Annotated in this window: 18 protein-coding genes; 11 read left to right on the forward strand and 7 right to left on the reverse strand. The window is 71.7% G+C overall.

Annotated elements, in window-relative coordinates:
* Positions 1-70 precede the first annotated feature (70 nt).
* From ACFO0C_RS16540 to ACFO0C_RS16550, 3 genes are all read left to right on the forward strand, one after another.
* Positions 71-2,629, forward strand: coding sequence for a S8 family serine peptidase (locus ACFO0C_RS16540; RefSeq protein WP_378067512.1), 2,559 nt, complete (start codon positions 71-73; stop codon positions 2,627-2,629).
* 74 nt (positions 2,630-2,703) lie between these two features.
* On the forward strand, positions 2,704-3,279 hold the full coding sequence (locus ACFO0C_RS16545) for a carboxymuconolactone decarboxylase family protein (protein ID WP_378067513.1): 576 nt from the start codon (positions 2,704-2,706) through the stop codon (positions 3,277-3,279).
* Between the two features lie 176 nt (positions 3,280-3,455).
* Complete coding sequence (locus ACFO0C_RS16550) at positions 3,456-4,283, forward strand: hypothetical protein (RefSeq protein ID WP_378067514.1); 828 nt, start codon at positions 3,456-3,458, stop codon at positions 4,281-4,283.
* Positions 4,284-4,329: 46 nt separating this feature from the next.
* On the opposite strand, the gene ACFO0C_RS16555 is transcribed toward ACFO0C_RS16550, so the two are convergent.
* Entirely contained in the window at positions 4,330-4,788 is a 459-nt protein-coding gene (locus ACFO0C_RS16555) for a hemerythrin domain-containing protein (protein ID WP_378067515.1), read from the reverse strand.
* Between the two features lie 190 nt (positions 4,789-4,978).
* Here ACFO0C_RS16555 and ACFO0C_RS16560 point away from each other — a divergent pair, with 190 nt between their 5' ends.
* From ACFO0C_RS16560 to ACFO0C_RS16595, 8 genes are all read left to right on the forward strand, one after another.
* Positions 4,979-5,785, forward strand: a complete 807-nt coding sequence (locus ACFO0C_RS16560) for an MBL fold metallo-hydrolase (protein ID WP_378067516.1) — start codon at positions 4,979-4,981, stop codon at positions 5,783-5,785.
* A gap of 415 nt (positions 5,786-6,200) precedes the next feature.
* Positions 6,201-8,588 (forward strand): hypothetical protein, encoded by a 2,388-nt coding sequence (locus ACFO0C_RS16565; RefSeq protein WP_378067517.1) that lies wholly within the window; start codon positions 6,201-6,203, stop codon positions 8,586-8,588.
* 2 nt (positions 8,589-8,590) lie between these two features.
* The gene (locus ACFO0C_RS16570; RefSeq protein ID WP_378067518.1) at positions 8,591-11,968 is read left to right on the forward strand and encodes a hypothetical protein; all 3,378 of its coding nucleotides are present in this window, start codon (positions 8,591-8,593) and stop codon (positions 11,966-11,968) included.
* Complete coding sequence (locus ACFO0C_RS16575) at positions 11,968-13,023, forward strand: hypothetical protein (RefSeq protein ID WP_378067519.1); 1,056 nt, start codon at positions 11,968-11,970, stop codon at positions 13,021-13,023. The genes ACFO0C_RS16570 and ACFO0C_RS16575 overlap by 1 nt, the downstream gene beginning before the upstream one ends.
* Entirely contained in the window at positions 13,010-14,707 is a 1,698-nt protein-coding gene (locus ACFO0C_RS16580; RefSeq protein WP_378067520.1) for a hypothetical protein, read from the forward strand. Before ACFO0C_RS16575 ends, ACFO0C_RS16580 begins: the two co-directional genes overlap by 14 nt.
* Positions 14,708-14,718: 11 nt before the next feature.
* The gene (locus ACFO0C_RS16585; protein WP_378067521.1) at positions 14,719-15,519 is read left to right on the forward strand and encodes a hypothetical protein; all 801 of its coding nucleotides are present in this window, start codon (positions 14,719-14,721) and stop codon (positions 15,517-15,519) included.
* 1 nt (position 15,520) lies between these two features.
* The gene (locus ACFO0C_RS16590) at positions 15,521-16,222 is read left to right on the forward strand and encodes a protein phosphatase 2C domain-containing protein (protein WP_378067522.1); all 702 of its coding nucleotides are present in this window, start codon (positions 15,521-15,523) and stop codon (positions 16,220-16,222) included.
* A 161-nt stretch (positions 16,223-16,383) separates the two neighbouring features.
* Positions 16,384-17,208: a hypothetical protein gene (locus tag ACFO0C_RS16595; protein WP_378067523.1), complete on the forward strand. Its 825-nt coding sequence runs from the start codon at positions 16,384-16,386 to the stop codon at positions 17,206-17,208.
* Between the two features lie 36 nt (positions 17,209-17,244).
* Here ACFO0C_RS16595 and ACFO0C_RS16600 read toward each other — a convergent pair whose 3' ends face one another.
* The 6 genes from ACFO0C_RS16600 to ppdK form a co-directional block, all read right to left on the reverse strand.
* Positions 17,245-17,676 carry a DUF6069 family protein gene (locus ACFO0C_RS16600; protein WP_378067524.1) on the reverse strand — a complete coding sequence of 144 codons (432 nt, stop codon included), beginning with the start codon at positions 17,674-17,676 and terminating at the stop codon, positions 17,245-17,247.
* A gap of 590 nt (positions 17,677-18,266) precedes the next feature.
* Positions 18,267-19,274: an ABC transporter permease subunit gene (locus ACFO0C_RS16605; protein WP_378067525.1), complete on the reverse strand. Its 1,008-nt coding sequence runs from the start codon at positions 19,272-19,274 to the stop codon at positions 18,267-18,269.
* The gene (locus ACFO0C_RS16610) at positions 19,271-20,257 is read right to left on the reverse strand and encodes an ATP-binding cassette domain-containing protein (protein WP_378067526.1); all 987 of its coding nucleotides are present in this window, start codon (positions 20,255-20,257) and stop codon (positions 19,271-19,273) included. Before ACFO0C_RS16610 ends, ACFO0C_RS16605 begins: the two co-directional genes overlap by 4 nt.
* A gap of 77 nt (positions 20,258-20,334) precedes the next feature.
* Positions 20,335-21,033, reverse strand: coding sequence for an SDR family NAD(P)-dependent oxidoreductase (locus ACFO0C_RS16615; protein WP_378067527.1), 699 nt, complete (start codon positions 21,031-21,033; stop codon positions 20,335-20,337).
* Between the two features lie 75 nt (positions 21,034-21,108).
* On the reverse strand, positions 21,109-21,372 hold the full coding sequence (locus tag ACFO0C_RS16620; RefSeq protein ID WP_378067528.1) for a hypothetical protein: 264 nt from the start codon (positions 21,370-21,372) through the stop codon (positions 21,109-21,111).
* Positions 21,373-21,409: 37 nt separating this feature from the next.
* Positions 21,410-24,034: a pyruvate, phosphate dikinase gene (gene ppdK, locus ACFO0C_RS16625; protein ID WP_378067529.1), complete on the reverse strand. Its 2,625-nt coding sequence runs from the start codon at positions 24,032-24,034 to the stop codon at positions 21,410-21,412.
* Between the last annotated feature and the right edge of the window lie 33 nt (positions 24,035-24,067).

The following is a 24,067-nucleotide window of genomic DNA, read 5'->3' on the forward strand; positions in this document are numbered from 1 at the left end:
TTCGATGCTTGGTCGGGCGGGGGAGGCCGGTATGTGCCAGGGGATTCGCACTGTCCGATGGGGATTCGCCGTGCTTGCGGCGGTTCTGGGCGGCGGATTCCTGGCCGCTCCGGCGGCGGCGGCGCCCGCGACCACGGCCCGGTACATCGTGCGATTGACCGGCAGCATGCCGAAGAAGGTCACGGCTCACCACAGGTTCGGTGGCGCGCTGCGCGGTTTCAGCGCCGACCTCACCCCGGCGAAGGTCGCCGAGCTGCGCCGCGACCCGGCCGTGGCCGCCGTGGACCCGGTCCGCCAGGTGCGGATCAGCGACACGCAGACCGGTGCGCCGTGGGGCCTGGACCGGGTCGACCAGCGTTCGTTGCCGCTGGACAGTGCCTACACCTGGACCGGCGGCGGCGCGGGCGTCACCGCGTACGTCGTGGACACCGGTGTGATGCCCACCCACAGTGACTTCGGGGACCGGGCGTCCGCACCCGTCAGCACCGTCGACGACCCGTTCGGCGTGACAGACTGTCACGGCCACGGGACGCATGTGGCCGGCACGCTCGCCGGGTCGGCCTACGGCGTGGCGAAACGGGCGACGATCATCGGGGTGCGCGTCCTGGACTGCCAGGGCAGCGGCACCGACGAGGAGGTCATCGCCGGGCTCGACTGGGTGATCGCGCACCACACGTCCGGCCCGGCCGTGGTCAACATGAGTCTCGGCGGAGACCCGTCACCGGCGCTGGAGCAGGCCGTCGAGGCGACGATCGCCGACGGGATCGTGGTGGTCGCGGCGGCCGGCAACGACAGCGGCGACGCCTGCGGGCACAGCCCGGCCCGGGTTCCGGCCGCGGTGACGGTCGGTGCGACGAGTGACGACGACTCGCTGGCCTGGTTCTCCAACCGCGGGCCGTGCGTCGACCTGCTCGCGCCGGGCGACGGCGTCCTGTCCGCGGCGACCTGGTCGTCGACGGCCACCACCACGATGTCCGGCACGTCGATGGCCGCTCCGCACGTCGCCGGTGCCGCCGCGTTGATGCTGGGCCGCGAGCCGCAGCTCACCCCGGCCGTCGTCGCGGCCCGGCTGAGCTCGTCGGCGACCCCCGACAAGATCACCGGGGTGCCCGGGAGCACCCCGAACCTGCTGCTCTCCACCCTGACCACGCCGCTTCCGCTGGCCACCGCCGCGACCCGCCGCCTGCCGGACGCCCTGACCGGTCGCCCTTACCGCGCGACGCTGCGGGCCACCGGCGGCGTCGGGCCCTACACGTGGAGCGTCACCGGCGGCGCACTGCCGGCGGGCCTCACCCTCAGTGCGGCCGGCACGGTCTCCGGGACCCCGGCGTCGACCACAACGGCAAACCCCTCGACGGTACGGCTACGCGATGCCGCCGGCACCCTGACGTCGTCAGTGGTGACAGTGGCTGTGCGGGCACCCGGGCTCCCGGCGCTGAACGAGTCGATCCCGGTCGTCCGGAGCTCCGGCGGTGGGCAGCTCTCCTCCGACGCCGGTTCACCGTCACTCTCCGCCGACGGGCGGTACGTGGCCTTCGTGACGGCCGGTGACGTCAACCCGGCCGACGTCTACGTCACCGACCTGGTCACGGCGACGACCACGCTGGTCAGTCGCACGACGGCCGGCACGGCCGGTGACGGGGCGAGCTGGGAGCCGGACATCTCCGCCGACGGCCGGTGGATCGCGTTCACCTCCGAGGCCCGGCTGACCGGCGAGGACACCAACGACAGCAGCGACGTCTACCTGGCCGATCGCACCACCGGGACGGTGCGGCTCATCAGCCGTCCGGCGGGCGGTCCGGCGGCGGGCGGCAGTCACTCACCGTCAGTCAGCAGCGGGGGTACGGCTGTCGCCTACGTGGCGTCCGAGCCGGAGCTGTGGGGCGGAACCGGGTACGGGATCACCGAGCAGGTGATCGTCGCGAACGGCCCGAACACCCTGGTCAGTGTCACCACCTCGGGGGCGGCGGCCGACGTCGTCAGCGACAGTCCGGTGATCTCCGACGACGGGCGGTACGTGGGGTTCACCTCGCTGGCGGGTGGGCTGACCGCGAATGGTCAGAGCTCGTACACGTCGCACGCGTATCGGCGGGACCTTGTCGCCCGTACCACCGTCATGGTCTCGGCATGGGCGAACGGTGACGCGGACGCCTGGGGTGAGATGCTCGATCTCTCGGCCGACGGCCGGTATGCGCTGTTCACGTCGATGGATGACCTGACCGGTTCCGGCTCGTTCTTCACGCAGGCCTACCGGCGCGACCTGACCACCGGGGCGACCGTCGTGGCCAGCCGCGATCCGGGTGCCACCGCGACGAGCGACCAGATCATCTCGGGCACTCTGTCCCGCGACGGCTCCCGGGCGATCGTCGGCGTGCACCGTTCCGACGCGTTCGACCCGGCGGGTGACCGCTCGTCGCTGCTCTCCGTGACGCTCCCGACGGGTGTCTCGGTGCGGGTCGCCGACTGGTACCCGGCGGTGTCCGACGATTTCCTGACCACCCGGTACGCATGGGACGGCGCGGCCCTGTCACTCGACGGCACCTACGCGACGGTGGCCACGACCGACGCGACCGCGATCCCCGGCTATCTGGCCGGCCCCCTGACCCCGAGAGCGACCCGTCTGCGCTGATCAACCCTCCGTCCCGCCGGGTCCGGGTCACCGTGGGCCGCCCGCCCGGCGCACAATGGGACATGTTCATCGAGATGATTCCCGAGGATGGGGCGCCGGCCCCGACAGCTGACTACTACCGCCAGCAGCGGGCGGCGTGGGGCTTCCTGCCGAACTATGCCGGCGCTTTCGGGCATCGGCCCGACGTGGCCGAGGCGTGGAACGGGCTCAACACCGCCATCCGCGGTGGGATGGACCGGCGCCGGTTCGAACTGGCCACCATCGCGGCGGCGCGGGCGTTGCGTTCGACGTACTGCACCGCCGCCCACTCCAAGTTCCTGCGCGACATCTGCGGCGACGAGACCTCGCTGCACCGGATCGCCGAGGCGCCGGACGGTGACACGCTCGACGAGCAGGATCGTGCCGTCTACCGGTTCGCCACGAAGGTCGCGACCGATGCGGCATCGGTGGAGCAGGACGACGTCGATGAGCTCCGGGCCGTGGGGCTCTCGGATGCCGACATCGCCGGCGTCGTCTACGCGGCGGCTGCCCGGTCGTTCTTCACCCGCGTCCTCGACGGCCTCGGCGCCCGGCTCGACGCACAGATCGCCGACGAGTTCGACCCGGACCTGTACGGCTCGATGGTGGTCGGCCGCCCCCGGGACCGATGAGTTCCGTGCACCTGCCCGGTCCACCTCCCGAGGACACCGGATCTTGACCGATATGCCGCCGCTCTCGGTGGGCGATCGGTCAGGATCGGCCGGGACCGACCCGGCCATCGCGGGTGCACGCCGCCGCGGACGCGTGACTCGTCTACTGTGATCGGCGGATCGGGGGAGGAGACGACATGGGTGTGGCACGTGCACCGGACTGGATTCTCAACGGGGGACCGCCACCGCCGGTCCTGTGGGCGGTCGTCAACCTGGACACCGCGGACCTGGAGATCGCCCAGCTGTGGCACGACCTGGCCGAGGCGGCGCTCGGGCCGATGATCAGACCGGCCGGGGCGCCCCGCTTCCGGCGCAGCCACACCGGGCGTCACGAGGTCAAGGTGCGGCGGCGATCCTGGGCGGACATGATGCATCCGAGCCTGGAGGACGCCTACGCGAACTGGGGTTACCGTGACGATCCGCCGCACGGCCCGGTCGAGTACGTGCGTCTCAATGCCTGGCGGCACGACGGGCCGTACCTCCAGTTGTCGCTAGCCCTCAGGCTCGTCGACCCGTCGGTGATGCCGGCGGTCGCGGATGCCGTGATCGGTCTGGTGCGGGCGATCGGCGACCGCGTCGACCTGGGTTACGGGGAGATCGCCGACCGCGTCCGGATGGGCCCGTCGACCGATCTCGACTACGCGCTGGACCGCGAGGACGAGGACAGCCTCCGCGACAGCCGCCGCCACCTGCGTGGTTACGGCTGGGTCACGGTCTGCCCGGCGGCCATCGCGGTGGCGCTCGGCGGGGCGGCGGCGATGCGTGACAGCGGCGCGTTCACCGACGTCGTCGAGCTGGCCACGGGTGGGCTGCTGCTGCGGGCCACCCGGACCACCTTCGACTACGACGACGATGCGGTGCGCCGGGTCTTCGAGGCGGTCCGGCGGGTCCTCCCACCGGGAGTGCCGCGGCAGCCGCAGTACGAGACGCTGCCGCACCTGATCCTGGAGGACGCCGCAGGGTGAACCGCGGCGGTCGGCATCGTCCTCGACGCCGGACCGCCGCGGCCGGTCATCCGGCGAGCGGGCCGAGTGCCTCCTCGATGGGCACGTCCAGGTCGAGGGCCTCCAGCACGGTCAGGAGCATGCGTTCCTCGTACCGGAAATGGTTTTCCATGATCGCGCCCACCCCGTCGAGATGCTGCCGCAGCTCGTCGGGGCCGGCGGATCGGTCGACGGCGGCCCGCAGGCCGCCGAGCAGGTAGGCGATCATCGAATGGTCTTGTTCCAGGGACCGTAGGACCGGCCGCAGATCCGGATGGGCCGCGGCGATGGCCGGAAAGAGGGTACGGTCCTCGCCGCGATGATGGCCGTCGAGGGCGGCGCAGAACCCGCGGCAGTAGAGCAGCAGGTCATCGATGGCGACAGCGTCCGACGCCGAGGTCAGGCGCAACGCGTCTCGCAGGCGCGCGTGGATCGCGCGCATTTCTTGAGCCCAGGCCACGAGCCTGGTCGTCTCGCGCTCAGACACGCGAAGACGAAGGGTACGACGACAACGTCGATCTCCTTCGGTCCGGCGCCTCCATGCCTGACACGGTCTGCCACCGGCACGCGACGCTGCCGTGACCTTACCCCGGTGGGTGTCGCCCGGCACACCCTCTCCCGGGTCCCTGATCCGTCAGTTACTGTCTTGTCAGGTAAATTCGCCGAGGAGGCCCCCCATGAGCACGCTCGACTTCCACGTCCACGATCTCGACTTCCCCGTCGGCAGTCGCAACAAGACCGCCACCCTGGTCACCGGCGAGACCGACGCCCTGCTCGTCGACGCCGGGTTCACCCGTGCCGACGGCCACCGCCTCGTCGCCGCGATCCTCGACTCCGGCAAGCGCCTCACCACCGTCGTCATCAGCCACGGCGACCCCGACTTCTACTTCGGGGCCGAGGTGGTCGCCGACGCGTTCCCGGAGGCCGCGATCGTCGCCACGCCGCAGGTCATCGCGCACATCCAGCGCAGCTATGCGAAGAAGCTGACCGCCTGGGCGTCGGCCGGTGCCAACCTGCCCACCCGTCTCGTCGACATCACGCCGCTCACCGGCGACCTCACCCTCGAAGGTCACGTGTTCGAGCTGCGCGGCGGCTCCCCGGCGCTGCCCGACCGGCACTACCTCTGGCAGGCCGGCCACCGGGCCGTCCTCGGCGGAGTCCTGCTCTTCCAGGCGGAGCACGTCTGGACCGCCGACACCGCCCGGCCCGAGCAGCGCGCCGCGTGGATCGCCGAGCTCGACGAGATCGCCGCCCTCGACCCGGCGCTGGTCGTTCCCGGGCACCGCCTGCCCGGCACCCCCGCGGACCTGACCGCCGTCACCGCCACCCGCGACTACCTGATCGCCTTCGAGGAGGAGCTCGCCGCGGCCGCCGACGGTCCGGCCCTCACCGAGGCGCTGATCCGCCGCTTCCCCGGCCACGGCATGCTGATCGCTGCCCAGATCGGGGCGAAGGTCGCCAAGGGCGAGATGACCTGGGGCTGACATGACCGGACCCCATCGCACCCGCCGGCTACCTGTCCGCGCGGCGGGGGCGGCGGACACCTTCGGGCGGAATCGGGGGGTCGGCGGTTCACCGCGGCCCCTTTTCCGGCTACCGTGCCTGAATGTATCGGGACCGTTCCCCTGTTCGGTGGAAAGCGGTGATTCTCCGGATTGGTTTCCGATGAAGTGAGTGATTTCCTCATTATGCCCACTGTCATGTCATGACCTGCTGAAATGCGCCTCTGGGTCGCCGTTGATCGGTTGTGGACGATCCATTTTCGAGGGCCGCGGGACAGATGTCCGACAGCCCGGAAAAGGTGATCGGTCGGTGGTTGCGGCACGGTCCGCGGTTTCGGTAAGAGTGTGCTACTCGGACCGCAGACAATGCCCGCATCCGTGAGGGGACGACCGGGAGATGACCGACAGCCAGGCCATCAAGGCCATGCGTGCCGAAGCAGTGGGACTGGCGGGGGAGGTGCTCGGCGACAACGAGCGGGCCGTCCTCGACACCGACCTCGCCGACCGGATAGCGGCGGCGCACCGGCGTGTGCTGGCGGCCGCCGACGAGCCGGTGACGATCGCGTTCGTCGGACAGTTCACCACCGGTAAGTCGGTGCTGCTCGGGGCGCTCCTCGGCGACGCGGGGCTGCTTCCGGCGACGTCGAACGCGACCACCGGCAACATCACCGTCCTGCGGCCGGTCGTGGTGCCCGGTGAGCGTACCCAGGTGCGTGACCCGGTGGAGGTGCGCTACTTCGACCAGGAGACCCTCGCCGCCTGCAAGAGGATGATGGTGGACGAGCTGGCCGCCGAGGCCCGCCGGTTCCACCTGCCGGAGCCGGCCGGCGACGGCTGGGCGGAGATCACCGACTGGTGCAGCCGGGTGGCGTGGACCGTCGAGGACCTGTGGGTCCCGGTGCGGGAGCTGATCGGGCTGCGCGACGCCGCCGTGTCGTACCCGTGGCTGGTCACCGGCGCACCGGCGCGGATGCCCTGGCAGACGGTCCGGGACGGGCTGCTGCCGATCGTCGCCCGCCCGGCCGCACACGTGCCCCGCTGGGAGCCGCCCCCGCAGCGTCCGCCGATCACCCTGGACGGGCCGGTCGACCCCGCCTTCCTCGCCGCCACCGCGTCGCTGGTGGACCGGGTGATCGTGACCGTCGAGGTGCCGGCGCGCTGCTGGCCGTTCGAGCGGCACCGGGTCGACGACGACGTGGCGCTGCTCGACTTCCCCGGCCGGGGCGCGTCGCCGTCGGAGATGCGGGACCGGTTCCTGCTGCGCAACACGCTGCCGCACCTCAACACGATCATGGTGCTGATCGACCCGGAGCGGCCCGACTCCAGCGACCCGGGCCGGATCCGGATGGACTTCGCGCAACTCGACCACGGGCCCGGCGGCAGCGGCCCGGCCCGCCGCCGTGACGCGGTGCTCGCGCTGATCAGCCGCTTCGACCGGCTGGAGGAGTCGGCACCCGACCTGGCCGTCGACCGTGCACCCCTGAGCAGCGCCGACATCGTCAACCACCCGCACCTGACCGGGCTCAAGGCGCTGTGGCGCGAGGCCGAGCGGGCCACCTCGAACGCCGACGCCGGCGATGCCACGGCGATCGTGTCGGTGGCGGCGGCGTGGGCGCTGGCCGACGGGTTCGCGCCGCCACCGATCCGGCTGCCCGCCCACCGGGACCCGGCCGAGTGGCGGGCCTCGATCGCGCACGCCGCCCGCATGTGGGGGCAGATCGCCGGGCGGGTGCCCGGGGAGCAGGGCATCGCGGGACCGCTGCGTGACTACGCGAGCGACGGCGGTCTCGGGCGACTGCGGCGGCTCGTCACCCGGCATGCCGAGCAGCACGGCCTCACGCAGAAACACAGCCGCGTGCTGCCGTACCTGGAAGAACTGCGCCTTCTCGTCGGTGAGGCGCGGGAGCGCCTCGGTGAGCTGCGCGATCGTGAGGCGGAGGCCGAGGTCCTGGACCGCAACGCCTTCCGTCGCCTGGTCAACGCGGCGAAGACCGAGGTCGCCATCTCGCGCGGCCGGTGCGCGGTCGACGTCTTCGCTCCGTCGTTCACTCTGGAGTCGGGGCGTACCGGCGCGGTCGCGATCCAGCAGACGGTCACCGCCGCCGTCTTCGCCTGGCGCGAGTGGGAGCGGCTGTTCAACGCCGTCGGCACCGGCGCGGCCCGGTCCGGGGTCACGTTGAACAGTGACTTCCTGGGCCCGTTCACCGAGGCCGTCGCGCTGGCCCGGCAGCGGGGTGTGGAGACCGCCGACGAGATGATCGACCAGTGGCTCGACGCCCGCGAGGCGGAGCTCGCCGACTGGCTGCCGCGCCTCCAGGCCGCCCTGGGTGACCGTCGTGCCGGTGCGCGCGAGCGGAACCCGGAGTTCATGGGCAAGGTCGCCCGCTCGGTCCAGTGCACCTGGCTGCCGGAGGACGAGATACCCGACCCGGAGCCGCCGAAGGACCCGGTGGAACGGATCTTCCCGTTGCGCGCCGACCGGGCCCTGCCCTGGCACCCGGACCGGGCCAGTGCCGCCGAGTCGAACCAGATCTACGTGATCCGGCTGCGCCGCGAGCTCGCCGCCAGCGCCGTCCGGGCCGGGCACACGGCGATGGCCGACCGGCTGCGCCAGCGCACCACCCTGCTCCAGGGCGAGCTGGGCCGGCTGCACGACACGTTCCCCGACGGCAGTCAGATCGAGGCGTTCCTCGACGACGTGTTCGGGCCGACCAGGTACCACGCCGACCGATCGCCCGCGGCCGCCGCTTCGAAACGGCGGCGCGGCGAGGTCAAGGAGATCTGACCATGCCACTGCGAATCGGGATCGACGCCGCCGGCCAACTCGCCGGCGACGGTGTGGAACTGCCGGTGACCGCCCGCGACGGCCGGGTCCGGCTCCCCGACCTGGTGCTGGAGCCGGCCGGCGGGTCGGTCTGGCTGCTCGGCGTCGAACCGGCCGCGGCCGGTGTCGACGGCGCCGTCGCCGGCCGCATCGCCAAGGGGTGGGGTGTCACCTCCCAGGAGCTGACCGGCCGGATCGTGCTGGCCGGCGACACCGTCGACTGGCCCGGCACGGCCACCGCCACGATCACCGTGGTCGTCTACTTCCACGAGAAGGAACTGAACGGGAACTGGGTCAGCCACCACACCTCCCAGAGCATCGGCTTCGTGCTGCGTCACGCCGCCGGACCGCAACCCGCGAGCACGACCGCGACCGTCGCCGGTGAGCAGCCGGAGGCGGCCGCCGAACCCGAGGAGGACCCGAAGTTCCACCACGGTGTGCTCGCCGTCGACTTCGGCACCACCGCCTCCACGGCCACCCTCTGGGACCAGTGGGTGTTCCGTACCCCGGTGCTGCCCGCCTCGCAGAACGCGGTGCTCCGCGACGAGATCATCGCGCTGCTCCAGTCCCGTCCCGACCCCCGCGACCGGGTCGCCACCGCCTGGGAGCGGCTGCGCGACGACGTCGCCGCCCGCTGCCTGCCCGCCGGGACCGAACCGGGAACCGTCGAGAACCTGATCTGGGCGCTGCAACGCGAACGCGGCACCGACACCCCGCTGCTGCGCCAGGTGCTGCTCGTCCTCGACACCAGCCTGCCGTCGCTGCCGCCGATCCTGGCCGAGTGGCTCGCCGACCGGATGCAGGCCGCCTACGGCGAGGCGTTCCGCGCGCCCGCCCCGGACCGCTCCCAGCTGCACCAGGTGCCGCTCGGGCCGGGCGGTGAACCCATCGTCGACAGCACCGTGTCGGTGAGCGGGAAGAACGGCGCGCTCACGGTACGGCTCGGGCAGCCGCTGACGGTGACCGGCGACGACGACTCCCTGGTGCTCGCCGGCCTCAAACGGCACCTCGGGCGCTCCGAGGCCGAGGCCCTGGAGAAGCGGGGCATCAAGACCGACGACGTGATCGCCCGGGCCATCGCGCAGCTCATCGACGGTGCCAACAAGTTCACCGGCGAGCAGCGCAAGATGGACCAGCGGCCGATCAACAAGGTCGTCGTCACCTATCCCACCGCCGCACCCGGTGCGGTCCGCCGCCGGCTGCGTGATCTGGTCGCGTCGGCCGCCGGGGTCACCGAGGTCAACATCACCTACGACGAGGCGGTCGCCGCGGCGTTCTTCGTCCTGATGCGGGAACTCGGCAGCCACCTGGAGATCGGCGTCGAAGCGCTGCGCGCCCGGATGCGGCCCACCGGCAACAGTGGCGCCCGCACCGAGAACGTGCTGGTCATCGACATCGGTGGCGGCACCACCGACATCGCCCTGTTCACCTTCGACCTGTACGACATGTCGCCGGTCACCACCATCCGGGTGCCCGAGCACCTCCAGGGCAAGGTCTACAAGGTCGTGCCCACGCTGCGGGGCACCAACGGCCGGGAGAACCGCGGCGGCGACTACCTGACCCTCGGCGTCTACCACTGGATCAAGGCGGTGCTCGCCGACGCGCTGCTGGTCGCCGGCCCGCAGGAGGGCGGACGCAGCTGGCTCGACGACGCGGTCCGCCGGATCAACAAGGCCGGCATCTGGGACGCCGACCACTACCGGCCCGGCGCCCTGGTCGAGGAGGAACTCGTCCACCTGCGCTCCGGCGACGGCTGGGCGCAGGACGGCTCCGAGGGCCTCGCACACCGCCCCGGCGTCGAGCTCGCCGCGCCGACCCACTGGAAGCAACGCCCGGCGAGCCGGCCCACCTTCCACCTGCTGTGGAAACTCGCCGAACTGGCCAAGACCGATCATCTCGGCGCGGGCCTGCCGTTCGAGCTGACCGCGGAGCGCCTCGCACCGGTGCTCCGCTCGATGGCCGCGGCCACCGGTGCCGACCCGGCGGTCGCCGAACGGCTGCTCACCGCCCTGCCGCTCCCGCTGACCCTGCAACCGGACGTGTTCGAGCAGATCGCCCGCCCCGCGCTGAGCCGCATCGCCAGACTGGCGGTCGGTCTGGTGCACAGCCGCTTCCAGAGCGGGCAGCAGCCCATCGACCGGCTGATCCTCACCGGCCGGGCCAGCCGCCTGCCGCTGGTCGAACAGGTCATCGGCGAGGAGTTCGCCGACGCCGCCGCCAAGGCGTCGCTCATCGAGTGGAACCCGGCCGCGCTGGTCGTCGATCTGCGCAGTGCCAAGAGCGCCACCTCGATCGGAGCGGCCTGGGTCGAGCGGATGCGGCGGGTGACCGTCCACGACCGGGACGCGCTGGACATAGTGACCCGTGGCGCCACCGAGATCAGCGTCGACGTGGACAACATCTTCCAGACGCTGCCCGCGACGTTCGGCATGACCGAACAGGAGTACTCCCGGCCGGTCCTGCCGGCCAACGCGCCGTTCAACGAGGTGGGCCGGGACGGCGGCGTGTGCCGGCGGGCCTACCTCGGCGCGCTGCGGACGACCATGCTGATCAACCGGGTGATCGACGGCGACGAGGAACACAAACAGTGGGGTGCCCGCGACCTGTCCGACATCGTCCGCGGGCAGAACTACCAGCTGGCCCAGGCCGCGGTGGACGCGCGGCACTCGATCAGCGACCGGTCCGCCGACGAGTGGATGGCCGGCATCCACACCGTCGTCGAGATCGACCAGATGCTCGACCTGACCCTGCACCTGTGGCGGGACCGGGACCGGCCCCGCCCGGCCGGCAGCGATCCCACGCCGAGCTATGTCGTACCGGCCGACGGCGGCCTCGACCTGATGAAACCCAAGGGCCGTCTCGCGTCGCTCTTCAGCGGCCGGACACCCGACGTCGAGGACCTCGCCGCCCGGGTCGTGCTGCGCGACGGCGCCGGCGACGAGATGGTCACCACCTGGGTGTTCCGCGCGGCCGAGACCGACGCGCGGGTCGAGCTCACCGAGGAGTTCGCCACCGCGCAGTCACTGAGCGGCGCCTTCCGGGCCGGTGTGGTCAGCCCGCGCCCGCTGCCGCCGCCCGGCAAGGACGGATGGACGTTCTTCCTGCGCGCCGGCGAGGACGTCGACATGATCGGCACCCTGCCGGCCCGCAACTACTCCGGCGAGTGGTACGCGACGGTCGACGCCGACGGCAACCTCCGGGTGGGGCCGGGCCGCCCCGAATACCTTCGGGCCGACGGGCTGGCCGAGATGGACGCCCACCCCGGCGCGGTGTACTCGACACCGATGGACCCCGGCGCCGAGAAGGACATCACCTCCGACCCCTACAACGGCGAACAGTGATGCGGGAACGGCTGCGGGAACTGCTCACCACGCCCGCCTACCGGTCGGTGGTCCGCGGCTACCTGATCGGCCTCGACCAGGCCCTCGCCGACGTGTGCCGGCACCATCCCGACACCGCCGCCGACGAGGTCCGCCGGGACCTCGCGACGCTGCTCGACGAGCGGGCGCCCGGCCCGCCGGCCGGGTCGCCCGGCCCGCCGGCCGGGTCGTTCGGCCCGCCGCCTCCGGTGATCGACAGCGGTCTGCGGACCGAGTTCACCGCCGACCCGGAAGTGGCCGCACACCTCGGCGGCACACCGGTCGCCGACGTGCCGGCCCTGTTCACCGCCCTGCTGCGGCTGCCGGCCGGACCGGCCGCGACCTGGCGGGCCCGGGCCGCCGCCGGCGAGACGGCCGGCGGCGACTGGACGGACGTGCCCAGCTTCGTCGACCGGGAGACGCTGATCCCGCCCGATCCCGCGACCGGCCGGCCCGGCCTGCGGCTGCGCCCGGAGGCCCCGCTGCCGGCCGACGTCGCCGAGGCCCTCGCGCTGCGGGCCGGCGACCACGGGCCCGGGTACCGGCTGGCCGTCGCCGCGGCGCAGGTGCTGGCCGTCGCCGGGCGCGACGGGACGCTCGTCGACCTGCTGCCGACCCGCAACGGCCTCCCGGCCGGGAGATTCGACCAGCCCGGTACGCCCACCGCCTGCCGATCCGAACTGCTCAGGCGCCTGCACGCACACACCGCGGCCACCACCCCGGGCGAGCGGCTGCGCACCCTCCTCGACGTCGACGAGGCGCTCTGCTCGGTCGTGCACCGGCCACCGGCCGCCGCCGGCAGCTGGTGGGCGAACCTGGCCACCCAGGTCCGTGACCTGGTGTTCCAGGCCGCCCGGGACGTGCCCGGGGCACAGGTCACCGAGCTCAGCGGCCGGTTCTCCGACATCCCCGCCGACATGACCAGCGACAACGCGGCCATGCTCGGCGGGCCGGGCACGGTGCTGGCGTGCCTGCGGCTGTGGGCTTCGGTGGACGGCCGGACCATCCCGGGACGGGTGATCATTGGCACCCGATGAGCGGCCGACGATCTCCGTCGCCGAATATGTGGCGGCGGTGGCCGTACCCGAGAAGGCTTTTCTCGATCCCCGGCTGAGGGCGGCCACGCCGGCGGCGGCGCGGCGGGGTGGGCCGTTGCGGCGCATCGGGCAGAACACCGTCGTCTTCCGGCTCGACGACGCCCGTGGCGACAGCTGGGCGGTCCGCTGTTTCCTCAGCCCGGGACGGCTGCACGGGAAACGGTTCCGGGCGATCGCCGGGCACCTGACCAAGCAGCCGATCCCGGAGATGCCGATCTGGGACGTGCTCCGTGACGAACTCCTCGTGGACGGGCGACGGGTGGCCGTACTCGTGGCGCCGTGGCAGGAGGGGGCACCGCTCGACGTCGCCGTGGCCGCCGGGCGGCGACAACCGGAGAGCCTCCGGGCCCTCGCCTTCCAGTGGGCCGACCTGATGCGCCGCCTCGAACGGGCCCGCGTCGCCCACGGCGACGTGCAGCACGGCAACGTGCTCATCGACCGGGACCGGATCGCGCTGGTCGACCCGGACGGCATCTGGACCCCGACGCTGCGGCAGCATGCCGCACCGGCCGAGGCCGGGCACCCCAACTACCGCCATCCCCGGGCCGGTGTCGCGCAGTGGGGACCGAACACCGACCGGTTCGCCGCCCACGTCGTGCAGCTGAGCCTGCTCGCCGTCGCCGCCGACCCGTCGCTCTGGGACCGCTTCCACGACGACAACAACCTGATCTTCACCGAGGCGGACTTCGCGGCACCCGGATCGACACCGGTCTGGGAGGAACTCGGCCGGTCACCGGACCGGGCCGTCGTCCGGTTCGCCGCGGTCCTCGCCGACCTCTGCCGTGCCGACCCCTCGTCGGTACCCACCCTGCACAGCACGATCAAAAAGGTGAACCAGATGACCACCCCCGCCCCCGCCCCGGTGAAAGAGAAGGAGCCGGCCCGCCCGGCGATGCCCCTACCGGTGCCGGTGGTGTGGCTGCTCGCCATCAACGCGATAGCCGGATTCGTGGTCGTCAACCGCGATCCTGAATCCGGCTTCGACACTGCCTATCCGGTGACGGTGGCGATCGGGGTGTGGCTGGTCCTGTTCGCCGGCATCCTCGCCGTCCGTGCCGCCCGGCCGATGCTCACCGGGCTCGTCGCCGGGTTCACCCTCATGCTGCTCGCCCTGCTGATGCCCGCGGTGGCCGAGGGCCGTCTGGAGGAGGACCTGGTCACTGTCGGTCTCGCGATGCTGCTCGCCGGCAGCGCGTTCCGGGCGTTGAAGGGCTGGCCGGGCCTGACCGGGGAGGGCCGGCGGCTCACGTTCCACCTGGGCGCCGCCGGCGGTCTGGCGGTGGCGGCCACCGAACTGGCCGTCTACGAGTGGGATGAGCACGCTCTCGACAGATACTCCGACGACTGGATGACCGGCGGCGTGATCGGCCTGGCCGTCCTCGCCCTGGTGGTCTGGCTCGGCCCCGGACAGGGCCGCGCCGGCTGGGCACTCGGCATGGCGCTCGCCGCCGCGATCCGGCCCACCCACGTGTCGTACTTCTACCTGGAGCCGTGGGACATGCGTGATCCCTGGTCGACGGCGGTACCCCTGTTCCGGCTGGTCGGCATCGCCCTGCTCCTCGGCGCCGCCGGAGTCGTCGCCGTCAACCGGCTCCGCAGACCCGTCAACCGGCCGCGCGGATAAGGAAAGGACCCATGCCCTACTCACGCCGGATGAGCACCCGATACCCGGGCTGCCTCATCGTCCTCATCGACCAGTCCGCCTCGATGGCGCAGCCGATCGCCGGCAATCCCGGACTGTCCCGCGCCGCCGCCCTCGCCCAGGCCGTCGACCTGCTCCTCGACGAACTCGTCGACCGCTGCGTCAAGGACGAGAGCCTGCCCGTCATGCCGTGGTGCGACGTCGCCGTCCTCGGCTACGGCGGCCACGGCGTCCGGTCCATGCTCGCCGGCGACGGGTTCGTCTCCACCGCGAAACTCGACGAACTCGGCGCACCCACCGGCGCCGACGCCACCGGCCCCCGCCTCCAGGCGACCCGCCGCTGGATCACCCCGCTCGCCGACGGCAACACCCCGATGGCCGAGGCCGTCGCCCGCGCCCACGACCTCGCGGCCCGCTGGATCGGCGGCCACCCCGACTCGTTCCCACCGGTCGTCCTCAACATCACCGACGGGCAGGCCAACACCGGCGACCCGGCCGCCCACGCCGCCCGGCTAACCGCTCTCGGCACCCGCGACGGCGGCGTCCTGCTGTTCAACCTGCACCTGTCCGGTGACACCAGCGCCATGGTCGAGTTCCCCAGCGCACCGCCACAACTCGGCGATCCGTTCGCCACCCACCTGTTCGGCATGTCCAGCGTCATCCCCGATCCGATGGTCGAGACGTCCCAGTTCCCGCTCCGCCCCGGTGCCCGCGGTTTCGTCTTCAACGGCGGCGCCACCTCCCTGACCCGCTTCTTCATGTGGGGCACCCCGTTCGCCGCCGCCGGACCGTGACATGACCCGCCTGACCTGCGACGCGATCGCGCTGCCCCGGCCCGACGGACCCTACCCGGACGGCGAGGACGCCTACGGTTTCGACGAACCGGGGATGCTCCTCGCCGTCAGCGACGGGGCCGGGTCGGCGTTCGCCTCCCGGCTCTGGGCCCGGATCCTGGTCCGACGCTTCCTCGACGACCCGCGGCCGGCCCTCGACGACGACGCGCAGGGCTGGCTGGCCGCGGCGGGCGCCGACTGGACCGCCGGACTCGACCTCGGCCGGTCACCGCGGCTGGCCCGCAAAGCCGCCGGGGGCAGCGGCGCCACCCTGCTCGGCGTGGCCGCCACCGGAACCGGCTGGAAGGCGGTCGCCGCCGGTGACACCTGCCTCTTCCACCTGCGCGAGGACCGGCTGGTCACCGCCTTTCCGCACACCGAACCGGCACAGCTCGACCGGGCGCCGGTGCTGGTGCACACGTCGGCGCCGACCCCGCTGACGACCGCCGCCGGCGATCTGCGGCCCGGCGACCGGCTGCTGGTCGCCACCGACGCCCTCGCCCGGTGGATGCTGGCCGAGGCCGCGACCGACCCCGGCGTCTGGCGGTGGCTGGCGCTCGCCAACCCCGCCATGGCCGCGGCGGACCTCACCGAGGCCCGGGCGCGCGGCGTCATCGCCGACGACGACATAACCCTTCTCCGAGCGACGATCTCGTACGGGTGACCGGCGCCCGGCCACCCGGGGCAGGTCACGGGTCAGGTGTCCCGGTGGTCCCGGCCCACAGACCCGCCGCGCGACACCGAATCGGACCGAACGGATGCTTGTCCGGTGTCCCACCCCGTACCAGGCTTCGGCTGATCGATGTCGTTCGAGGGAGCCCAGCGGTGACGCTGATCAGTGGCCGGTTGCCGGTCGTCCATCTGCTCGTGGTCCTCGGGACCCTCACGGCGCTGCTGGCCTGGGCCGCCACCATCGACTTCGCGCCGCTGGCCGCGGTGCTCGCCGTGATGGTGTCGACCCTGGCCGTCGTGTGCTGGCAGGCCCGCCGGGCCGGGATGCTCGGGCCGCTAGGCTCCGGTCCCGCCGCGTGGACGGTACGGGTCGCCGGCTATCTCATCGCGGGTGTCATCGCCGTGGTCGCCGTCGCCCACACACATCCGGCGACCCTCGAAGCGGCTGACGACGGGGCGGCGATGCTGACCCTAGCCACCGGGGCGGTGGCGTTCCTGGTGGCTGTCGCGGTGGTGTCCGGATCCGCGGTGAGCAGCCGGGTTCGGTACATCGGCATCGGCAGCGGTCTCGTCGCCGCCCTGGTGTGGGTCCTGGGCGTGGTGGTCGCTCCGCCGATCCCGGTGACCGTCGGGTGGGTCCTGGCCCTCGCCGGGGTGGCCGCTGTCGTCGCCGTCCTCGCCAGCGCCGGGACCAACCCGCTGCTCGCTGGGCTTCTCGCTCTCACGGTCACGTTCGGGGTCGTCTTCGGGGCGGTGGTGGGGCTGGCCCGCTGGGGGCCGGCCAGCCTCATTCCCGACGTCACCCCGCATGCTCCGGTCGCTCGCCGGGTTGCCGAGAGTCGCATCGAGATCGTCGACCCGTACGTCCTGGTCATGGTCTTGAGCGCGGTTGCGGCGGCTGCCTTCAGCCTGACCGCGGTCTTCTCCCGCCGATCTCCGGAATCGTCCGGTGAGCCCCTCGGGCATCGAATCGGGTAGACGACGCCGGCCGTGACCGGACCCGGCCGTGATGGATCAGGTGCGCGGGGGCATCAGGCGCTGGAATGCGGGCACCGCTACCGCGGCCACGCCGAAGTGCATCAGGATCAGGGCGATCACTCCCGTCGTGGTGGTGCCCGGCTGGGACTTCGACGCCAGCAGCAGGAAGTCGGGGATCAGGGAGACCAGCAGCACTACCGGAACGAGGATGCGCAGGATCCGGCGTGCGTTGCGGCTGCGGCCGACGATCACACGCCAGGCGACCGCGGCGATCACCGCGCCGATCACTGTCAGCGGGCCGTACACCGGTAGCGTGAGCTGCTGGAACTCATCGGAAGCGCCCAGTCCGAGGGCCGCTGCGGCGATGAGGCTGTTGATGATGAGGCCTCCGGCGACGGCGATTCCGGTGGCGGTCAGTGTCGCCTTCCAGGTCGCGGGTGCGGCGGTGGTGGGGGCGGTCGATGTCATGCGGATCCTCCAGGCGGAGTAACGCAGCGGCGGCAGCGCAGTGCGGCGACGCGGCGATACGGACTGAGTGGGGAGGGATGGTTGTTACTTCAAGCTTTAAGTGAAACTAGGGGGAGATCACTTAAAGGTGCAAGTAACGCCGCCTAAGAATCGGCTAAGGGAGCAGATCGATGAGATCACCAGGGGCGGTGTTTCCCGGCCACCGCGACGAACTGTTCCAGCTGCCGCAGTTCCACCCGTTCATTCTCCCCGGATGAACAATGCTGCCTACGATTCATCCCATAAGAACAGTATGTGGAGGAGGGCCGAGCCATGATGAGCTGCTCGGCAGACACACTCAGTCGCCGCCCGCGACGGGCTCGCGCCGCACCCGGGAGATCGCCGGACCTCCACTACATGGAGCCCGACCTGTGCTGCTACCTGCCGTGGGTGCGTACCCACCTGATACGTACCCACCTGTGCATGATCGTCACCTGCGTTCACGGTTGATCTCATGCCGGCGGCGAGCCGGACATGCCGAGGTCGCCCGCAACCTGCCCGGGACGGCTCCCGATCCCGGCCGGGACCGGGAGCCGTGAGTCGATCCGGGCTCAGGTGATGTCGCGGTTGCGCATCGCCCACACCGACGCGCCCACCACCAGCGCGGCCACGATCGCCGTACCGATGCCGGCCGCCTGCCAGGTCATCGTGAACGTGTCCGGCACGCAACCGCTCGACGACGAGTAGTTGCAGGAGTCGTAGTCCTCCAGGATCAACTCCTTGTACATCCAGACGTAGCCCCACACCGGCGCCAGCCAGGCATCGGGATACTTCGCACCGGCGAGACTCGCCATCATGTAGACGCCGATCTGCAGCGCGCCGAGACCGACGAGCGCGCCCAGCGCCATACCGGTGTGCCGGCCCAGGGATGCCAGCGCGAACCCGAGAGCACCCGCCACCACGACCATGGCGAGGCCCCGCAGCCCGGTCAGGGCGAACGACTGCCACACCCCGGAGGTCATCTTCTCGGTGGAGCCGCGCAGTTCGGCGATCAGCACGAACGCACCGGTCCACAGCGCGCCCAGGGCCAGCGTCAGGCCGGTGAACCAGCCGAGCAGGACCGCCAGCTTGGTGCCCAGGACCTGCAGCCGGCGCGGACGCCAGAGCAGCAGGTTCATCATGCCGCCGCTGTTCCACTCGGAACCGACGAACGACGCGCCCACCAGGAACGCCGCCGCCGCGAGCACCACCGCGAGCACCGAGATCATGTCGGGGAACTCGGCGCGCAGCTCGAACGTCTCCGGCATGTACCAGGTGTAGTCGTACTCCTCCGGCGTCGGTGTCCAGACGTCGTCGCAGTTCGGCGGATAGTTGGCCGCCTCCGGGGTGCCGGCCGCGGCCTGACACTTCTGCTTGTCCTCGGTGGCGGTCCGTACCGCCTCCTGGTAGTAGCCCTGCGCCTCGGCCTGGGCCGCCGCGATCTCGGTCTCGGTGACCCGCTGATTGCTGAGGAAGGTGCCCGCGGCGACCGCACCCAGGATCAGCAGCACGCCGATCAGGATCGACGAGGTGAAACGGCGCTTGAACAGGCGCCGGGTTTCCGCACGTGCCAGGCTCATTGGCCCCATCCGTTCTTGGCGCCGCTGATCGAGGACTCGTCCACCTGCCGGCTGTGCCCGGCGACCGGCGCCGTGCCGGTCAGCTCCAGGAACACGTCCTCGAGGTCGGCCGACACCGGCGTCAGCTCGCTGACGTAGACGCCGCGCTGCGCCAGCACCTTGGTGATCAGCGCCGGGTTGGCGGCGTTCGCGACGGTGAAGAAGTCGCTCTCCAGAGTCACCTGGGCGCCCGCCTCGCGCAGCGTGTTCGCCGCGTCCAGCAGGTCCACGCCCTGCTCCAGCCGCACCCGGACGGCACCCGACGTGTGCTGGGCCAGCACCTCGGCCACCTTGCCGGAGGTCACCCGCCGACCGGCCGAGATGATCGTCACCGAGTCGCAGATCAGCTGGATCTCACCGAGGATGTGGCTGGACAGCAGCACCGTCATCCCGGAGTCCGACAGATCCCGCATCAGCGTGCGCATCTCCCGGATGCCGCCCGGGTCCAGGCCGTTCGCCGGCTCGTCCAGGATGAGCAGCTTCGGCTCCTTGAGCAACGCCGACGCGACCGCCAGACGCTGCTTCATGCCGAGGGAGTAGGTCTTCACCCGCTCCTTGGCGCGGTCACGCAGGCCCACCTGGTCGAGCACTGCCGCCACCCGGCCGCGGTCCACGCCACCGGCGTCGGCGAGCAGGCTCAGCGTGAGCTCGGCGGTGAAGTTGCCGAAGAACTGCGGGCTCTCGACGATGGCGCCGACCTGGCCGGCCACCTCGGGCAGATGCTGTGGCACCTCCTTGCCGAGGATCGCCATCCGGCCGCCGTTGGGCTTGATCAGCCCGAGAAGCGTACGCAATGTGGTGGTCTTGCCCGAGCCGTTGGGCCCGAGGAATCCGTGCACCTGACCGGCTTCGACGACCATGTCGAAACCGTCCAGGGCATTACGGACACCTTTACGGCTGCGGTACGTCTTTCGCAGCCCTGATATCTCGAGTACGGGGGTCACTCGCCGCACCCTAGATCAGCGGCGCCACCTTTCGGGGGGTACGTCCGTCGCGGGCCACCGAAAGTGGTGCATTTCGATCACCAAGGCAGTGTTCCGGAGCGGTCGAGGTAACGGCCCGTGCCCGCCGACGGGTCCTCGGTCGCCAGCGTGACGATGGCGTCGGTACCCTCGGTCACCGTCTGCGGGCCGCTGTGGGCGTTCAGGTCGGTCGCGGTGTAACCGGGGTCGACGGCGTTGAAGCGGATCTCCGGCAGTGCCTTCGCGTACTGCGTGGTCAGCATCGTCACCGCCGCCTTCGACGCGGTGTAGAGCGGTGCCACCACCTGCGACTCGATCCGGGCCGGGTCGTGGGTGAGCGCCTGCGAGCCGAGGCCGCTGCTGACGTTCACCACGGCCGGCGACTCGGCGTCACGCAGCAGCGGCAGGAACGCCTTGGTCACCCGGACGATGCCGATCACGTTGGTGTCGAAGACGTGCGTGGCGTCCTCCCCGGTCAGGTCACCGGCCGGGGTGTGCGGGCCGGCGATGCCGGCGTTGTTGATCAGCACGTCGAGGTGGCCCTCGTGCGCGGCCACGTCGGCGGCGGCCGCCCGGACCGACGTGTCGTCGGTGACGTCGATCCGCACGAACCGGGCGCCCACCTCGGCGGCGGCTTTCTGCCCGCGGTCGGCGTCGCGGGCTCCGACGATCACGGTGTGCCCGAGCTGGACGAGACGGCGGGCGGCCTCGAAGCCGAGACCCTTGTTGGCGCCGGTGATGAAAACGGTCTTTGACATGCCCTCAGCCTGCGCCTGTTCCGGCGGTCCAACCAGGGAACGCTCCTCGGTAGGACCGCCGGTACCACCCTGGGGTCAGAAGGTCTGGGCGACCGACCGGACGACCGCGGCCGCCCGGTCCCACCCCGACCGGGAACCCCGGCCCGGCCGGTTGCGCAGCGCCGTCCGGGCCGTCTCGGCGTCGTAGAGAGGGGTCCGGTCGTCGAGGTGGGCGACCGGCTCGAGCCCGACGCGCCGCACCGCGGTCCGTGCGGACGCCGGGTCGAGAAGGAACTCCTCGCCGAGCTGGCGCGTGGTGAGCGCCTCCCGGCCGTCTACTGTGATCGCGATCGATGACATGTCGACACGCTAGCGCGTCGAAGCAAGGCGGCGGGGCCTACCGGGTGTCGGAGGAGGCGCCGTCGCCGAGGGTGGCCCGGGCGGCCTCCAGGCGGGCGATCGGGATGCGGTACGGCGAGCACGACACGTAATCCAGCCCGGCCTCGTGGAAGAACCGGACCGATGCCGGGTCACCGCCGTGCTCGCCACACACCCCGATCGTCAGGTCGGGACGGGTGGCGCGGCCCCGGTCCACGGCGATGCGGACCAGTTGGCCGACGCCGGTACGGTCCAGCGTCTCGAACGGGGAAGCGGTGAACACGCCCAGGTCCAGGTAACGGCCGAAGAACGCGCCCTCCACGTCGTCGCGGGAGAAACCCCACGTCATCTGCGTCAGGTCGTTGGTGCCGAAGGAGAAGAAGTCGGCCGAACGGGCGATCTCGCCGGCCGTCAGCGCGGCCCTCGGGACCTCGATCATCGTGCCGATGCGGATGGGCGGGGCCAGCGGGATCCCCGACAGGATGCGGAGCGCTTCCGCCCGTACCAGATCAAGCTCTTGAATCGTCCCGACCAGCGGCACCATGATCTCCGGCCGAGGGTTGCCGCCTGCGGCGACCCGAGCGGCGGCGGCCTCCGCGACCGCCCGGACCTGCATCGCGAACAGACCGGGAACGACCAGACCCAGACGTACGCCGCGCAGGCCCAGCATCGGGTTCTGCTCGTGCATTCGCCGGACCGCGGCCAGCAGCCGGGCGTCGTCACCGGCCGGTTCGCCGAGTGCCTCGGCCCGCGCCACCCTGGCCGTGAGCTCCTCCAACGGCGGCAGGAACTCGTGCAACGGCGGGTCGATCAGCCGAACCGTGACGGGCAGCCCGTCCATCGCGGCGAACAGCGCGGTGAAGTCGTCACGCTGCAACGGCAGCAGAGCATCGAGAGCTGCTGTCCGTTCCTGATCAGTGTCGGCGAGGATCAGGCGCTCGACCAGCTCGCGGCGGGCGCCGAGGAACATGTGCTCGGTCCGGCACAGGCCGACCCCGGTCGCGCCGAACCGGCGGGCCCGCGCGGCGTCGGCGGCGGTGTCGGCGTTCGCGTGGACCTCCAGGCGGGCCACCTCGCCGGCGTGCCCGAGCAGACGGCGCACCGCCGACACCAGCGGATCATCGGCCGACGCCAGCTCACCCTCGAAGAACCGGGCCACCCGCGACGGCCGCACCGGCACCGCACCGGCGTAGACCTTGCCGTCGGTGCCGTCCAGCGAGATCACGTCACCGGCCCGCAGCACCGTGCCGCCGATCGTCAGCGTGCCCGCGACCGCGTCGACGACCGCCTCGTCGGCACCGCACACGCACGTCTTGCCCATGCCCCGCGCGACCACCGCCGCATGCGAGGTCTTGCCGCCGCGAGCCGTCAGGATGCCCTGCGCCGCGATCATGCCGGGCAGGTCGTCGGGGTTCGTCTCGTGCCGGACCAGGATCACCGGCCCCGGCGCGGCCACCGCGGCCGCCGAGTCGAACACGATCGCGCCGACCGCGGCCCCCGGCGAGGCGGCCACACCGGTGGTCACCGGCTCCGGCGCCGACACCGGATCGAACACCGGGAACATCAGATGGGCCAGCTGCTCACCGGTGACCCGCCGCAACGCCTCGTCGAGGGTGATCGTGCCCTCCTCGACCAGCTGCGCCGCGATCACGAACGCGGCCGCCGGGGTGCGCTTGCCGACCCGGGTCTGCAACATCCACAGTTTGCCGTCCTCGATGGTGAACTCGATGTCGCACAGGTCCCGGTAGCGGCGCTCCAGCTTCTCCATCACCGCGAGCAGCTGCACGTGGCTCGCCGGGTCCAGCCGGGCCAGCTCGTCCAGGCCGACCGTGTTGCGGATGCCGGCGACCACGTCCTCGCCCTGGGCGTCCGGCAGGTAGTCGCCGTAGGCGCCGCGACGGCCGGTCGCCGGGTCGCGGGTGAAGGCGACACCCGTACCCGACCGGTCGCCGTGGTTGCCGAAGACCATCGCCATCACCGTGACCGCGGTGCCCAGATCCTGCGGAATGCCCTCCTGACGCCGGTAGAGCACGGCCCGGTCGGCGTTCCACGACGTGAACACCGCACTGATCGCCGAGTACAACTGCTCGTGCGGCGACTGCGGGAAATCGTGACCGGTGTACGCCGCGAAGATCTTCTTGAACGTCTCGACGAGCTCCCGCGGGTCGGCGCCGTCCGCGAACTCCGCCTCGAACAGGTCACCGGGGATCCCGTGGACGGTCCGCCCGAACATCTGGATCAGCCGGCGGTACGAATCCCAGGCGAACCGGTCGTCACCGCTGCGCCGGGCCAGACCGCGCACGGTCGTGTCGTTGAGCCCGATGTCCAGGATGGTCTCCATCATCCCCGGCATCGAGAACTTCCCACCCGACCGCACCGACAGCAGCAGCGGCTCGGCCGGGTCGCCCAGCCTGCGGCCCAGTCGCGCCTCGACCAGCCGCAGATGCTCCTCCACCTCGTCCAGGAGCCCGCCCGGCAGGCGGCCGGTGTGCAGGTACTCCCGGCAGGCGTCGGTGGTGACGGTGAAACCCGGCGGCACCGGCAGCCCCATCCGGGTCATCTCCGCCAGATTGGCGCCCTTGCCGCCGAGCAGATCCTTGAGATCCTTGTTCCCGTCGATGAAGTCGAACACGTAGCGGGACATCTTGTTCCTCGCCCTCGTCCGTGGGGCGGGGTC

The organism is Actinoplanes subglobosus, assembly GCF_042650585.1.
GTDB classification, from domain to species: Bacteria; Actinomycetota; Actinomycetes; order Mycobacteriales; family Micromonosporaceae; genus Actinoplanes; species Actinoplanes subglobosus.

What these genes read in the sequence shown, in the direction of transcription:
- ACFO0C_RS16550 (WP_378067514.1), top strand. Translation starts at nt 3,456, where the DNA reads ATGGGTGTGGCACGTGCACCGGACTGGATTCTCAACGGGGGACCGCCA.
- ACFO0C_RS16600 (WP_378067524.1), bottom strand. Translation starts at nt 17,676, where the DNA reads ATGACATCGACCGCCCCCACCACCGCCGCACCCGCGACCTGGAAGGCG.
- ACFO0C_RS16605 (WP_378067525.1), bottom strand. Translation starts at nt 19,274, where the DNA reads ATGAGCCTGGCACGTGCGGAAACCCGGCGCCTGTTCAAGCGCCGTTTC.
- ppdK (WP_378067529.1), bottom strand. Translation starts at nt 24,034, where the DNA reads ATGTCCCGCTACGTGTTCGACTTCATCGACGGGAACAAGGATCTCAAG.
- ACFO0C_RS16620 (WP_378067528.1), bottom strand. Translation starts at nt 21,372, where the DNA reads ATGTCATCGATCGCGATCACAGTAGACGGCCGGGAGGCGCTCACCACG.
- ACFO0C_RS16585 (WP_378067521.1), top strand. Translation starts at nt 14,719, where the DNA reads ATGCCCTACTCACGCCGGATGAGCACCCGATACCCGGGCTGCCTCATC.
- ACFO0C_RS16575 (WP_378067519.1), top strand. Translation starts at nt 11,968, where the DNA reads ATGCGGGAACGGCTGCGGGAACTGCTCACCACGCCCGCCTACCGGTCG.
- ACFO0C_RS16560 (WP_378067516.1), top strand. Translation starts at nt 4,979, where the DNA reads ATGAGCACGCTCGACTTCCACGTCCACGATCTCGACTTCCCCGTCGGC.
- ACFO0C_RS16615 (WP_378067527.1), bottom strand. Translation starts at nt 21,033, where the DNA reads ATGTCAAAGACCGTTTTCATCACCGGCGCCAACAAGGGTCTCGGCTTC.
- ACFO0C_RS16590 (WP_378067522.1), top strand. Translation starts at nt 15,521, where the DNA reads ATGACCCGCCTGACCTGCGACGCGATCGCGCTGCCCCGGCCCGACGGA.
- ACFO0C_RS16545 (WP_378067513.1), top strand. Translation starts at nt 2,704, where the DNA reads ATGATTCCCGAGGATGGGGCGCCGGCCCCGACAGCTGACTACTACCGC.
- ACFO0C_RS16565 (WP_378067517.1), top strand. Translation starts at nt 6,201, where the DNA reads ATGACCGACAGCCAGGCCATCAAGGCCATGCGTGCCGAAGCAGTGGGA.
- ACFO0C_RS16570 (WP_378067518.1), top strand. Translation starts at nt 8,591, where the DNA reads ATGCCACTGCGAATCGGGATCGACGCCGCCGGCCAACTCGCCGGCGAC.